12 protein-coding genes are annotated in these 13,393 nt (G+C 43.6%); 7 read left to right on the top strand and 5 right to left on the bottom strand.

Annotated elements, in window-relative coordinates; genetic code table 11:
- Window positions 1-6 precede the first annotated feature (6 nt).
- The 4 genes from ACOFKR_RS15415 to ACOFKR_RS15400 all read left to right on the top strand — a co-directional run bounded on the left by ACOFKR_RS15415 (window position 7) and on the right by ACOFKR_RS15400 (window position 5,453).
- Window positions 7-273 carry a hypothetical protein gene (locus ACOFKR_RS15415; protein ID WP_419801689.1) on the top strand — a complete coding sequence of 89 codons (267 nt, stop codon included), beginning with the start codon at window positions 7-9 and terminating at the stop codon, window positions 271-273.
- 152 nt (window positions 274-425) lie between these two features.
- Window positions 426-2,891, top strand: coding sequence for a TonB-dependent receptor domain-containing protein (locus ACOFKR_RS15410; RefSeq protein WP_419801688.1), 2,466 nt, complete (start codon window positions 426-428; stop codon window positions 2,889-2,891).
- A gap of 272 nt (window positions 2,892-3,163) precedes the next feature.
- Complete coding sequence (locus ACOFKR_RS15405) at window positions 3,164-4,171, top strand: SDR family oxidoreductase (protein WP_419801687.1); 1,008 nt, start codon at window positions 3,164-3,166, stop codon at window positions 4,169-4,171.
- 238 nt (window positions 4,172-4,409) lie between these two features.
- A complete protein-coding gene (locus ACOFKR_RS15400; protein WP_419801686.1) occupies window positions 4,410-5,453 on the top strand; it encodes a family 43 glycosylhydrolase in 1,044 nt (347 codons plus the stop codon).
- A 5-nt stretch (window positions 5,454-5,458) separates the two neighbouring features.
- Here the strand turns inward: ACOFKR_RS15400 and ACOFKR_RS15395 are convergent, their stop codons facing one another.
- A complete protein-coding gene (locus ACOFKR_RS15395; RefSeq protein ID WP_419801685.1) occupies window positions 5,459-5,848 on the bottom strand; it encodes a DUF2784 domain-containing protein in 390 nt (129 codons plus the stop codon).
- Window positions 5,849-6,026: 178 nt separating this feature from the next.
- Here ACOFKR_RS15395 and ACOFKR_RS15390 point away from each other — a divergent pair, with 178 nt between their 5' ends.
- Both ACOFKR_RS15390 and ACOFKR_RS15385 read left to right on the top strand, forming a co-directional pair.
- A complete protein-coding gene (locus tag ACOFKR_RS15390) occupies window positions 6,027-7,295 on the top strand; it encodes a DUF2130 domain-containing protein (RefSeq protein WP_419801684.1) in 1,269 nt (422 codons plus the stop codon).
- A gap of 66 nt (window positions 7,296-7,361) precedes the next feature.
- A complete protein-coding gene (locus tag ACOFKR_RS15385; RefSeq protein WP_419801683.1) occupies window positions 7,362-7,934 on the top strand; it encodes a Maf family nucleotide pyrophosphatase in 573 nt (190 codons plus the stop codon).
- A gap of 10 nt (window positions 7,935-7,944) precedes the next feature.
- Here ACOFKR_RS15385 and ACOFKR_RS15380 read toward each other — a convergent pair whose 3' ends face one another.
- A complete protein-coding gene (locus tag ACOFKR_RS15380; RefSeq protein WP_419801682.1) occupies window positions 7,945-9,072 on the bottom strand; it encodes an exopolyphosphatase in 1,128 nt (375 codons plus the stop codon).
- Window positions 9,073-9,227: 155 nt separating this feature from the next.
- Between ACOFKR_RS15380 and ACOFKR_RS15375 the strand changes: the two genes are divergently transcribed.
- Window positions 9,228-9,581 (top strand): hypothetical protein, encoded by a 354-nt coding sequence (locus ACOFKR_RS15375; RefSeq protein ID WP_419801681.1) that lies wholly within the window; start codon window positions 9,228-9,230, stop codon window positions 9,579-9,581.
- Between the two features lie 88 nt (window positions 9,582-9,669).
- Here ACOFKR_RS15375 and ACOFKR_RS15370 read toward each other — a convergent pair whose 3' ends face one another.
- From ACOFKR_RS15370 to ACOFKR_RS15360, 3 genes are all read right to left on the bottom strand, one after another.
- Window positions 9,670-11,001 (bottom strand): ABC transporter permease, encoded by a 1,332-nt coding sequence (locus ACOFKR_RS15370; protein WP_419801680.1) that lies wholly within the window; start codon window positions 10,999-11,001, stop codon window positions 9,670-9,672.
- A gap of 5 nt (window positions 11,002-11,006) precedes the next feature.
- Complete coding sequence (locus tag ACOFKR_RS15365; protein WP_419801679.1) at window positions 11,007-11,906, bottom strand: ABC transporter ATP-binding protein; 900 nt, start codon at window positions 11,904-11,906, stop codon at window positions 11,007-11,009.
- A 264-nt stretch (window positions 11,907-12,170) separates the two neighbouring features.
- The gene (locus tag ACOFKR_RS15360; RefSeq protein ID WP_419801678.1) at window positions 12,171-13,073 is read right to left on the bottom strand and encodes a glycosyltransferase family 2 protein; all 903 of its coding nucleotides are present in this window, start codon (window positions 13,071-13,073) and stop codon (window positions 12,171-12,173) included.
- Window positions 13,074-13,393: the final 320 nt, after the last annotated feature.

The raw sequence follows: 13,393 nt of genomic DNA, 5'->3' as shown, positions 1-13,393 counted from the left end.
TTGCGGTTGCAGGTAAAGTTTAAACGGACGATTGGTTGGTTTTCCATAACAAAAATTTATAACGATGCTTCCTCAAAAACATCTTCCGAAGATAAAACAAATCCCGGCAAAATTTACTTGGCCGCTTCATCGCCCGGAGTTAAAACCCGCTACGAATTTAAGCACAGGCACAATGCTTCTTTTAGCACTATAAAATTGGTGGTTCCGGATCAGTTTATCCATCAAAAACAAATAAAGTTCGGGCAATTTTCAGGTGCTAAAAGAAGCATATAAAATATGCTGGAACAAAAATTTAGTCTGTAAAAGAAGCATCGGCCGGGTTTTTTTAAACCGTTTTGATTGTAACGATTTTATGGCTTTACGCACAATTGGGTTTTTATACCAGGTTAAGTTTCATTTTTGCAGCTCTAATTTTTTGCTTTTTTATGAAATACTGTTTTACTTTTATCCTGGTTTTTGCGTTTCAACTGTTACATGCCCAGGATAAACTAGCTGTAAACAAAGGCCAGATTACGGGGCGCGTGTTGGATGCCGCTACCAAAACCCCGGTTGATTATGCCACCGTTACGCTGCTGAAACAGGGCAGTACAAGCCCGGTAAATGGCACAGTTACAGATACTAAAGGTAATTTCATCATCAAAAACATACCTGCCGGAACCTATCAGCTGAACATAGATTTTATTGGTTATCAGCGTAAAACTTTTGCCAGCGTTGTTATTTCTGCAACGGCTTCAGATGTGCACTTAGGTTCTGTTCCGATAGCCGCCGTGCAAAACCAGTTAAAAGGCATAACCGTTGTGGGCAAAGCTGCCACAGTAGAAAACCGGATCGATAAATTGGTTTACAACGCAGCCAGCGATTTGACTGCGCAAGGCGGCGTTGCCATTGATGTGCTTAAAAAAGTACCGATGATCAGCGTTGATGTGGATGGCAACGTGCAGTTACAAGGCAATTCCAACATCCGGTTTTTGATAAACGGCAAACCATCCAGTATTTTTGGGGCGAGTCTGTCTGATGCGCTGCAAGCTATCCCGGCAAGCCAGATCAAAAGTATTGAAGTAATTACCAGCCCCGGGGCCAAATACGACGCCAGCGGGACAGGCGGTATCATCAACATCATTTTGAAAGACAGCAGGGTTGAGGGTTTCAACGGCAGCGTAAACCTGTCGGCTGGCACAAGGCTCGAAAACGGCTCTATTAACCTTAACGCACGCAAAGGCCGGTTTGGTGTCAATGCTTTTTTATCGGGCAATACTCAGATAAACGTGCATACACTCACTGCAAATGATCGTTTATCGTACAATAATGCCCGCGATACCAGCTCCCGTTTACTGCAAAACGGCGACAATGCCACTGCACGGAGCGGCTACAATACCGGTATCAGTTTTAACTGGAGCATTACCCCGAAAGATGATTTAACGGCGGCCATCAGCTCAAATCATTTTGGAAACCGCGGCAACGGGCTGACTTATCAGGAGCAAACCCGGCAGCAGGTTGGCAATTCCAACACGTTTTCTGATTTGCTGAGTTTGCGCAATTCCAACAGTCATTTCAATGCAAACGCGGTTGATTACAGTTTATCATACAAAAAAACCTTTAAAAAAGAAGGCCAGGAGTTTGACGTTTTGCTGACCAGCAGCAACGGTAAAAACACTTCAAGCTTTTTTCAGCAGCAAAATTACCAATCGGCAAATTACAGAACGTCCGGTTCGCAAAGCAATAATCCGGGCAAGGACCGGGAAATCAACCTCAGCATCGATTATGTACATCCTATCAGCAAAAGTTTTATTGTAGAAACCGGTGTAAAAGGTGTTTTTGAAAAAATAAGCAACCAGGTTGCTACCGATACTTTGGCCGGAAGTGATTTTGTGCCAAACGCCAACCAAACGTACGGCTTTAATTACAGCCGACAGATTTACGCTTATTATTTATCGGCACAGTTTAACCTGTTCCATGATTTCCTCAGTGCCAAAGCAGGTTTGCGCGATGAGTACACAACCGCCACCGCAGATTTTCCTAATACAACACTGCCCAACTATAATATCCTGGCACCTTCCGCAGTAATATCGCACAAACTGGACGAAACCCAAACCATCAAAATAAGTTATTCATACCGTGTACAGCGGCCTAATTATGGTGATTTAAACCCGTTTTACAACATCAGCGACCCGCACAACATCAGCACCGGAAAACCTGACCTGAAACCGGAAATCGGTAATAACTACGAACTTGGTTACAACAAAAGCTTTGAAAAAGGGGCAAACATTTATGCAGGCTTGTTTTACCGGCACAATACCAACGACATCCAATCTTATACCACACAATATGACAGCCTGAACATCGGCGGTACAAAATATACCAACGTGTTTTTGACCTTGCGCGATAACATCGGCACAGAAACCACTACCGGCGCAAATTTATACGGTTCTGTGCCGGTTAATGAAAACTTAAACCTGCGCTCTAACATGTTTTTTGGCAATCGGGTTTCTACCAATCCCGGCAACCCTAAAGTAAGCGGCTTTACTTATCGTATCAATTTAAACGCTTCCTACAATTTTAAACACAACTTAATTGTAGAGGTATTTGGCAATTACAACGCCTCGCAGCGCACGATACAGGGCACGCGGCCGTCGTTTGCTTTTTATAATTTTGCGCTGCGCAAACAGTTTTTGGACAGAAAAGCAAGCATCGGGCTAACGGCTGCCAATCCGTTCAACAAGTTTGTTAACCAGCACAGTGTTTTGATGGGCGATACCTTTTATCAAACCAACCTGCGCCAGATACAGTTGCGGTCATTCGGGATCAGCCTGAGTTATAAGTTTGGCAAGCTGGAGTTCAAGAAAAACAAAGAAGACGGTAGTGAACAGGGGCCAGACTTGAACCAGCCTTAAGTTTTCTGAAATTTATAGGGTAAAAACAGTATCGGCCATTTGGTTTGATGAAAGGATACCGGCCTAATCCGTTCTTTCAGGCTGAGGGTTTTCGGAATCTGTTTTTGTTAAAATTTAAGTTAAAAAATTCCATTTCTCAACCTTGTCCAAATTGATTGCCAATGCTTTTTTTACCCTATAAAAAAAGCATTGTTCTTTCTTAATAATAAAAAAACCAATGTTAATAAGATAGGTTATTTAGGCAGCAAATAACAAATCAACAGCATTACATTATGGATGAGAACAACAAAATCAGTCGGCGGCAGGTGATCGCCGGAATAGGCACGGGTTTGGCCGCGGCAGCCGTTTCGCCGGTTTTTGCTTCTGCGGAGGGATTGCGTTTAGATACTTCGGCACCGGCAAAACTGATAGATCCGACCACTAAATTCCCAAAGCCGCCGTTCAAAGGCCAATCGCAGCCCTGGCCGGGTTTGGCCAGCCAGATGGACCCGCGGCCGGACCATGGCGAAACCAGTTACAAAGGTTCGGGCAGGCTGGCCGGGCGTAAAGCTTTGATCACGGGCGGAGATTCTGGCATGGGCCGTGCGGCAGCCATTGCTTATGCGCGTGAAGGTGCAGATGTGGCCATCAATTATTTTCCTTCGGAAGAACCGGACGCACGCGAAGTAATTGCCTTGATTAAAGCTGAAGGCCGAAAAGCCGTAGCCATTCCGGGTGATCTGCGCGATGAAGCTTTCTGCCAGAAATTAGTTGCAGAAGCCGTAAACCAGTTGGGCGGTTTGGATATTGTGGTGAGCAATGCCGGCCGCCAGCAGGCACATGCCTCTATTTTGGATATTTCTTCGGAGCAGTTTGACTGGACGATGAAAACAAATATTTACGCACCGTTTTGGATTATTAAAGCTGCCTTGCCGCATTTACAGCCGGGATCGGTAATTATCGGCACCACTTCCGAGCAGGCTTATGATCCTTCTCCGGATTTGTACGATTATGCGCAAACCAAAGCCGCAACCATGAACTATGTGAAATCCTTGGCCAAACAACTCGCCCCAAAAGGAATCCGGGTAAATGGCGTGGCACCTGGACCAATCTGGACGCCGTTGCAGGTTAGCGGTGGTGCATCTCAGGATAAATTAAAAATGTTTGGCGGACAAACACCGATGGGCCGCCCCGGACAGCCGGTAGAGTTAGCCTCTATTTACGTGCAGCTGGCCGCCAGCGACGCCAGTTATGCAACCGGCCAGGTTTACGGTTCTGCAGGCGGAAGCGGGCAACCATAAAATCCTGAAAAAACCTTTATAAAAGAAGCTACAAAACTTAATTTTATATCAAAAGCGAAACCGTAACCTGGTTTCGCTTTTTTGTTTTTAATAGTTGGGTTGATTTTATGCTGATAAACAAAAAATTAACCAGCACTATAATTTTGATCTGCAAAAACAGATTAGTATTTATGTACGCAAATCGGCCAGCTTCCCCGCAACTGATTAAGCAGTTAATTTTTGATCAACCTAAATCAACATGAAAAAAAAGCTTCTGTTAAGCATACTTCTTTTACCGGTGTTTTTTTCGGTTTTTGGGCAGCAAACATTTACCAATCCGCTGCTGCCTTCCGGTGCCGATCCGTACAGCTTTTATAAAGGCGGCTATTATTATTACACCAATACGCTGGGCAATAAACTGGTGTTGTGGAAAACGAAAAACCTGGCCGATTTAAAAAATGCCGAAAACAAAACCATTTGGGTGCCACCAGCAGGCACTGCATATTCCAAAGAAATTTGGGCACCCGAATTTCATTTCATCAAAGGCAAATGGTACGTTTATTTTGCTGCGGATGACGGCAGCAATGATCATCACCGCACGTATGTTTTAGAAAATAATGCTACCGATCCGTTTAAAGGCAAATGGGTTTTTAAAGGGAAAGTTGCCGCGCCGTCGGATAAATGGGCTATCGACAGTGATGTTTTTGAGCAGAACGGAAAGCTGTACATGATTTGGTCTGGCTGGGAAGGCGATGTAAACGGCCGCCAGAATATCTTTATCGCCCGGATGAAAAACCCCTGGACGATTGCCGGAAAACGCGTGCTGTTGTCAAAACCAACTTATGCCTGGGAACGCAACGGGGATTTGCACGATGCCGGCAACCCGGCGCATGTGGATGTGAACGAAGGGCCGCAGTTTTTAAAACATGGCCATAAAATTTTTATTGTTTATTCTGCAAGTGGCTGCTGGACAGATTTTTACGCTTTAGGAATGTTGACCGCATCAACCAAAAGCAATTTGCTGAACCCGGTTTCCTGGAAAAAATCCCCAGAACCGGTTTTTAAGCAATCACCGGAAAACGGCGTTTATGCGCCCGGCCATAATTCTTTTTTTAAATCCCCGGACGGAACAGAAGACTGGATTTTGTATCATGCTAACTCAGAACCTGGACAGGGCTGCGGCCGTGAACGCTCTCCGCGGGCACAAAAATTTACCTGGAACAAAAACGGAATGCCCGAATTTGGTACGCCGGTTAAAGCAGGTGTGCCGCTGGCCATTCCTTCAGATGGAAAATCAAAATAAAAGAGTTAAGGCTGATTTACAAATGGTTTCCGCTTAAAATCAAAAAAATTGACATAAACCGAAACTGCGGCCGCCAGGAAAAAGCAGACTGCCGTAATTATATCGATAAAAACAGCATTGATATCGGTGCCGCTAATTTTATCAAGCTCATATTTAATGAATGAATTGGGCAGATTTTGTTCGCCTAAATGTTCCTTCACCTGCCATTGCCAATCGGTTACGGGGCAATAACCGATGCCGTACCAATAACCCAAACCAAGCCAGCAAGCGGCCGTAATCAGCACAAAAATAAAATGCAGTTTGCGGGTTTTGGGCGAAATCCAGCCAAAAAGGTTAAAACCGATGATGAGCAGGTGGCAAACGGTCAGCAAGAAATCCAGCAGTTTCAGATTCATTTTTTGGGCAGAAGTTGTTGGGTCAATCTACGTAAAATCAAACATCAACATAAAATCAAAACCCAAATTTATAGGGATAAAAGAAGCATTTGATTTATAAATGCTGCTGAGGTACGGTTCAAATCCTGATTTTCAGGTTTGTGGCGGATTGCCTATCTTCCGGCCAAATATTTTAGCAATGGCAACAGAAGTAAAGTGTCCGGGTTGTGGTTATGGTTTCCCGATTGAGGAAGTGATGGCCGAGGAATATAAAAAGGAACTGAAGAACGAAATGCTTTCTTACAAGCGCAAAAAAGATGAAGAGGCAAAACGGGTTCAGGAGGAAAACCAGCGTAAAGTAGAAGATTTAAACAAGCAGGTACAGCAGCAAAATCAGGTTTTTGAACAGCGTTTGATCGCCGAAAAGAAAACTATGCAGCAGCAATTAGAGCAAAATCTGCGGAAAACCATTAGTTCGGATTTTGAACAGAAACTGGCTTTGCTGGAAAATTCCAACAAAGAATCCGAAGAAAAACTGAAACTTTCGCGCCAGAAAGAGCTGGGGTTTTTACAGCGCGAAAATCAGCTTAAAACCAAAGAAGCCGAAATGGAACTGCAACTGCAACGTAAATTGCAGGAACAGCGCGGTGAAATTGTGGAGCAGGTACGCAAGCAGGAAAACGAAAAAAACAGCTTAAAAGATACCGAACACCAGCTGCGCGTAAAAGAACTGGAAAAGCAGCTGGACGACCAGAAAAAACTGGCCGAAGAAATGAAACGCAAGGCCGAACAAGGCTCGATGCAGCTGCAGGGCGAAGTGCAGGAACTGATTTTGGAAGAATTGCTGCGGAACAGTTTCCCGTTTGATGTGATCAGCGAAGTTGGAAAAGGCATTCGCGGTGCGGATTGCGTGCAAACCGTGCGCAACCAGTTTGGGCAGGAGTGCGGCCGGATTATTTATGAAAGCAAACGCACCAAGGATTTCGGCGGCGACTGGATTGAAAAACTGAAAAAAGACATGCGCAGCCAGGGCGTGGACGTGGCCGTGATCGTTTCGCAATGTTACCCGAAAGGCATGGATTGTTTTGGCGAGCGAGACGGCGTTTGGATCTGTAGTTTTGAAGAGGCAAAAGCCGTGGCCAGCGTGCTGCGCGATGGCGTGATCCGGCTTTCCAACGTGATGAAATCCCAGGAAAACAAAGGCGATAAAATGCACTTGCTGTATAACTACCTCACCAGCAGTGAGTTTTCCGAGCAGTGGAAAGCCGTGCAGGAAGGTTTTATGAGTATGCGGCAATCTATCCAGCAGGAACGCAACGCCATGGAAAAGCTGTGGAAATCCCGCGAAAAACAATTAGAAAAAGTATTGCTGAACGCCGCGTTCATCAGCGGTTCTATTGAAGGGATTGCCGGAAGCGATCAGATTAATTTCAGCTTGACCGGCGGCGATGAGTTGCTGCTGGAATGATGCTGTTTTTATCACCTGAAATTTAGTCTCCTTCATCCGTCAAACCTTTTTTTACAATCAAAACCAATGCAAAATTTTCCGCCTATTATATTGGCTTCCAAATCGCCGCGCCGACAGGAATTGTTAAAACTGATGAATTTCAACTTCCGCATTGTGCTGAAAGAAGTGGACGAATCTTATCCCGAAAACCTCAAACCCGAAGAAATTGCTGTTTTTATCGCCCAAAAAAAAGCCACCGCTTTTGATGAACTGGTGGATGATGAAATTGTGATAACGGCCGACACGATTGTTGCCATTGATGATCAAATCTTGGGCAAACCCGAAACGCCGGAACATGCCGTGGCCATGCTGCAACTGCTTTCCGGCCGGAAACATAAGGTAATTACCGGCGTGAGTTTGCTGTACAAACACCGGCAAAATACGTTTTTTGATGTTTCGGAAGTGCTTTTCCGGCCGCTTTTGGAAGAAGAAATCCGCTACTATGTTGACAATTTTAATCCGATGGATAAAGCCGGTTCTTACGGCATCCAGGAATGGATCGGGCTGGCCGGCATCCAGCGCATTGAAGGTTCGTACACCAATGTGGTGGGTTTGCCAACGGAGAAATTGTATCAGCAGCTGATAGCTATTAGCCGTTAGCGATCAGAAATCAGTTAAAACTTTTCGCCAAAATCCCTTCTTTTAAAGAATAAGTAGTCATGCTTAATTTTTGAATTTCCAATTTTTGCATGATAAAAGAAGTTAGCAGCGAAGCAACTACAATCATATCTACGCGTAGCGGGATTATTCCTTTTTTATTAAGCCGTTGTTCATGACTGGAATGTTGCAGCCAATCTGCAACTCGCTCAAAATCAAGTATTTCAAAATCGTAAATTTTAGTTTTTTTGATGTCGAAAGCATTACCTTTTTCAACCTCGATCATCTCTGCATAAGTTTCAAAAGAACCGGCCGAACCGATCAGCTGTTTAATATCCTGATTTTTCAGGGCTAAAAACAGCATCTGCAACTGTTCCTCCAGATAAGCGTTCAGCTTCAATATGTTTTCTGCGGAAATGGGATCGGTTTGATGGAAAAGCTGCCGCAGCCGTTGCGCACCAATTTCAAAACTGTGTTTCCAAAAAATCTTTTCCTGATCGCACAAAATAAACTCTACGCTGCCGCCGCCAATATCCAAAATCAGGCTTTTTTCTGCCGATAAAATCCCCGAACTTTTCACGCCTTTGTAAATCAACCCGGCTTCCTGCAAGCCATCAATCACTTCAATTTCAATCCCCGTTCTGGCTTTTACTTCGCGGATAAAATCTTGTCCGTTTTTGGTACTGCGCACGGCCGAAGTGGCCACCGCCCGAACCTGCAATGCTTCTTTTAGCACTGTTTTTTCGGCAAAAAGTTCCATCGTTTTGATACCGCGCGCAAAAGCTTCGGGCGCAATCAAACCGTTTTTCATGCCGCCTTCGCCCAGTTTTACGGCTTCGGTGAGGTGTAAAATCTCTTTAAAACCACCTTCAAACGGTTCTGCAATCAGCAAATGAAAAGTGTTGGTGCCGAGATCCATCACGGCCATACGGTGCTCCATCAGCCGAAGATGCAGAAAAAATTTGTGATAAAAACAGCATTTCAGGTTAGCCAATTGCTTCATGCTGTTTTTATCGTGCAAAAACCCGACTGGTTCATTTTTTCTCCCGCTCTTATCCAACTTTCCCACTTCTTTTTTTGGGCGTGCCCCTTCGGGTCGGGCTTTACGTTCCAAGTCCTCGCTGCGCTGCGGGCTTTCCACTGCAATCCCTCACGCGGAGCTGCACAAATCAGGTTACAATCGGCGAATTAAGTTTTAAAAACTTATTCACAAATTGTAGATAATTTTACTATAAAAATTGGTAAACCTATCTTTTTTAAAGGCGTTGTAACTGCAAACTAATCAAAAAAATCAACATGGCAGAGCAAAAATCAGAAGCAGAACACATCGAAAAAACGATAGACGCTTTAGAAAACAGTATCGAAAAAGAAACCGCAACCGGTTCATCCGCCAGCATTACCAGCTGGATCAAAACCCTGAGTGACAAGCCTGGCTACAAAACCATTGCCCACGATCTGGAAAAATTAAAAGAAGCAATTGCCGACAAAGACGGTAAAAAAATCTCTACTCTGCTCGAAAAACTCGGCAATGAAACCGTAAAAGCCGCTGAAAAAGCAGAAGGTAAAGAAAATGCTTCTATTAAAAAATTGGGTCAGTCTTTATTAAAAGGTGCTAAACTGGTACAAAAATTATCCGGCGAAGCAGCTTAGTCTTTTTCACCCTTTCACAAAAAAACCTGCTTTGTTTAGGCAGGTTTTTTTGTGGACTTATTTTTTGTCGCGCCGATTGCTGAGGTCTTCACTCTTTATAAAAAAACCACTTGGCCAACTCTTTATAACTCGTTTTTTTGCCGTACATCAGCACGCCAACGCGGTAAATACGGGCGGCAACCCAGGTGGTAAAAATAAAACCGGCCACCATCAGCACCATTGATAAGGCCAGTTGCCAATCCGGAACGCCAAACGGAATGCGCACCATCATGGCGATAGGTGCCGTAAACGGAATGATGGAAAGCCAAAAAGCCAGCGTACTATCCGGATTATTCACCAAAAAAGCAAACGATAAAATGTAAGTAAACAGCAGCGGCAGCGTAATCGGGAACATAAACTGCTGCGTTTCCGTTTCGCTATCTACCGCCGAACCAACGGCCGCAAAAAGTGCACTGTACAACAAATATCCCGACAAGAAATAAAAGATAAAGCAACCCAGGATATACACGTAGTTGATGCCTTTCAGTGTGTTTAAAAAACCCATTACCGGATTACCAATTGGCATTTGCGCGGATTTGATACTGTTTTTATCGATGTTTTTTTGGCTTGGGTTACTGCTTTGTTCCGTACGGACTTCATCTTGGTTAAAAGCTTTTTCGGCAACGTTGGTGATGGTTGTAGAAAGCACAATCCACAGCAAAAACTGCGTTAAACCAACCAAACCAACACCCAAAATTTTGCCCAGCATCAATTGAAACGGTTTTACCGAGGAAACAATCACCTCGATCACACGGTTGGTTTTTTCCTCGATCACGCCGCGCATTACTTGTGAACCATAAATGAAAAGCGACAGATAAATCAGGATGGCCGAAGCCACGCCAATGCCATACGCCGAAGTAAGGTTGCTGTCTTTCTCGCCATCATTTGTCAGTTGTTTGGTTTCTGCGGAAATATTGGTTTTTAGCGTTGCGATTTTTTGCAGATCGATACCGGCCGAAACCATATTATTGCCCGTGGCGATGGTGTTGACTTGTTTTTCAATTTCGTCGATCAGGGCGAAATTGGGTTTCTTTTCAGAAAAAATCTGGATGCTGTTTTTATCGGTATAATTTTTAGGGATGAAAAGAACAAACAAATCGTTGTCTTTTTTGGCAGCAGTTTTAGCTTCCGGCAAGGTTTGGGCCGAAGTGCTGAAACGGATGTTTTTATGATCTTTTAGTTTGGCCGAAAACACGCCGCTTTCATCAATCACCCGGATTTGGCGCACTTTGTTCATCGCGTCGCTGTTTTTGGCGATGAGATAAATGCCGCCGTACATGGCCAAAATCAATCCCGGGACCAGGAAAGTCATCAGCACAAATGATTTCTTTTTCACCCGGGCCAAATATTCGCGCCGGATAATGAGTAAGGTTTTGTTCATGGTTTTTAGCGTTGATTTACTTTCTCGATAAAAATTTCGTTCATCGTCGGGATGATTTCCTCCAGCCGGTTGATGCCCACCTTCGGGATGAGATATTGCAATACTTCGTTTACCGTATAATTTTCTTTAAGTTTAATTTTGATCAGATCATTTTCAGGACCGGGAATATGTTGCAGTAATTCAAAAGGTTCGGTTCCGTTAAAATCCAGTTTCCCGGAAAATTCAACCTTGTAAGTATTGTTGCGGTACGAGTTGCGGATGGTTTTTACCGGCCCGTCCAGTATTTTGTGCGATTGATGGATCAGCGCAATCGAATCGCACAGTTCCTCTACGGATTCCATCCGGTGTGTAGAAAAAATAATGGTTGCACCTTTACGGTTCAGTTCCAAAATTTCATCTTTGATGATCTCTGCATTTACCGGGTCAAAACCGCTGAAAGGTTCATCCAGGATCAGCAGTTCCGGATCGTGCAAAACCGTGCTCACAAACTGCACTTTTTGCTGCATACCTTTGGATAATTCTTCTATTTTTTTGCCCCACCAATCGCTCATGTCCAGCTTGGCAAACCAGGTTTTGATACGTTTTTCGGCATCGGCCTTGCCCAAACCTTTCAGCTGTGCCAAGTAAACCAGCTGCTCGCCGATTTCCATTTTTTTGTACAGGCCGCGTTCTTCCGGCAAATAACCAATGCGCTCGATGTGAGATTGATTGAGTTTTTCCCCGTTGAAAAAAACCTCGCCCGAATCCGGTGCCGTAATCTGGTTAACGATGCGGATAAGCGAAGTTTTGCCGGCACCATTCGGCCCAAGCAAACCGAAAATTTTCCCTTTTTCAACTTCCAGGCTTACATCATCCAGTGCCCGGTGCCCGGCGTATTGTTTTATTAGGTTGCGGATACTCAGCATAATGCTTCTTTTATCGGTGTTTTTTTGGTGTTAGAGGAAGTTATACTCAAAATGTTACAGGGTTTAAACATTAAATAAGAGCCTGTCTAAACTTTGTATAATTTATTTCGATGCTTCTTTTATCACCTAAAAAATGGTATTTATTTTTGGTTTATTTAGATTGATGCAGACACCAATTTTTATAGGATAAAAGAAGCATTGACATTCTTTCTTGAATAAATTTAACAGGCTCTTAAACCAAACCTTAATTTTCTAAACTCTGCCTCAACCAACTTTCTCAATAACCGGTTTAAAAAAAGTAGCCTTCCAGGTTGTTTTCCAAACCATTTTTATAAAAGCCCAGCGATCAGCTTTTCGGGTAATAGCAATACGAAAAGGCAATAAAAACATGCGGTGCGCCCAGGTTGACCAGAAACTTAATTCACCTTCGTGCAGGCGTTTGGTGTACATTTCATTCCTGAAACCGTGGTTAAATTTCCAGATCGATGATTTTGGATCGTAAAAAACATTGCTCGGATTGTTGGTGGGCGATTGATGGATTACCACGCTATTCTCCGCCAATAAACCGGCCAAACCACTTGCTACTATGCGTTTAGAATATTCTATGTCATCGCACCAAATAAAATATTCTTTGATTGGCAGGCCAACTTTTGCCACCGCTTTTGCAGATAGCAGCATGGAAACAAAAGTTGCAAACTGTACAAATGGTAGTTTTGTACCTGTCGGGAAAGCTAATTTTTTCAGCTTAACCGGATCTTCAAGCGGATAAGTTTTGTTCATTTCATGCACGCTATGGTCCGTCCAAAGCACTTTGCTGGCCAAAAAACCAACCTTTTCCTGCTGATCGCCTAAATCTTCCAGGGTATTCACCAGTTGCTGCAAAGCGTCATTTTCCGGGATTACATCATCATCCATCAGCCAACTCCAATCCGTACCGTTGTTGTATGCTGTTTTTATGCCATAAGAAAAGCCGCCTGCGCCACCATTGTTTTCCTTGGTATAAGTGGTTACGTTTTGTGCAGATAACCATTCCTGGGTGTTATCAGTTGAGCCATTGTTGATCACGATAATTTCATCGGGTTTTCTGGATTGTCCCTGAACTGATTTCAGGCAGGTTTTTAATAATCCCAAGCGGTTATAGGTGACGATAACAGCAGTTATTTTCATTGGCATAAGTGGTAAATAATCAACAATCGGCAGCCCAAAAATTTAAAGCCTGAAACAGCAAGTACAGATCAGGATACGGATATTTATTTAAGTTTTTTACTTGGGACGGCAAGTTTAATTTCTGTAAAAATTTAAAATCTAAGCACAAAACCCTGTTAACGCTCAAACTATTGAGTATTATTTATTGTTTGAAATATTATCGTCTCTATAACATTGCAGTTGTAAATTAAAAAGACCAGTTGACGGGAATAAGTTTTATCGTTTTCACCATAATACAAACTGCTTATACAAAAATACCGTAATTAATTGCCTGCCGCTCC

It is taken from the genome of Mucilaginibacter sp. (assembly GCF_965201005.1).
In the GTDB taxonomy this organism is placed as follows: Bacteria; Bacteroidota; Bacteroidia; order Sphingobacteriales; family Sphingobacteriaceae; genus Mucilaginibacter_A.
Note: the sequence above shows the minus strand (reverse complement) of the source record. Positions and strands in the feature narration are given on the sequence as shown.

Bases quoted from the DNA above. Each gene is read 5' to 3' on its own strand.
- ACOFKR_RS15410 (WP_419801688.1), top strand. From the start codon at position 426: ATGAAATACTGTTTTACTTTTATCCTGGTTTTTGCGTTTCAACTGTTA.
- ACOFKR_RS15405 (WP_419801687.1), top strand. From the start codon at position 3,164: ATGGATGAGAACAACAAAATCAGTCGGCGGCAGGTGATCGCCGGAATA.
- ACOFKR_RS15400 (WP_419801686.1), top strand. From the start codon at position 4,410: ATGAAAAAAAAGCTTCTGTTAAGCATACTTCTTTTACCGGTGTTTTTT.
- ACOFKR_RS15395 (WP_419801685.1), bottom strand. From the start codon at position 5,848: ATGAATCTGAAACTGCTGGATTTCTTGCTGACCGTTTGCCACCTGCTC.
- ACOFKR_RS15390 (WP_419801684.1), top strand. From the start codon at position 6,027: ATGGCAACAGAAGTAAAGTGTCCGGGTTGTGGTTATGGTTTCCCGATT.
- ACOFKR_RS15385 (WP_419801683.1), top strand. From the start codon at position 7,362: ATGCAAAATTTTCCGCCTATTATATTGGCTTCCAAATCGCCGCGCCGA.
- ACOFKR_RS15375 (WP_419801681.1), top strand. From the start codon at position 9,228: ATGGCAGAGCAAAAATCAGAAGCAGAACACATCGAAAAAACGATAGAC.
- ACOFKR_RS15370 (WP_419801680.1), bottom strand. From the start codon at position 11,001: ATGAACAAAACCTTACTCATTATCCGGCGCGAATATTTGGCCCGGGTG.
- ACOFKR_RS15365 (WP_419801679.1), bottom strand. From the start codon at position 11,906: ATGCTGAGTATCCGCAACCTAATAAAACAATACGCCGGGCACCGGGCA.
- ACOFKR_RS15360 (WP_419801678.1), bottom strand. From the start codon at position 13,073: ATGAAAATAACTGCTGTTATCGTCACCTATAACCGCTTGGGATTATTA.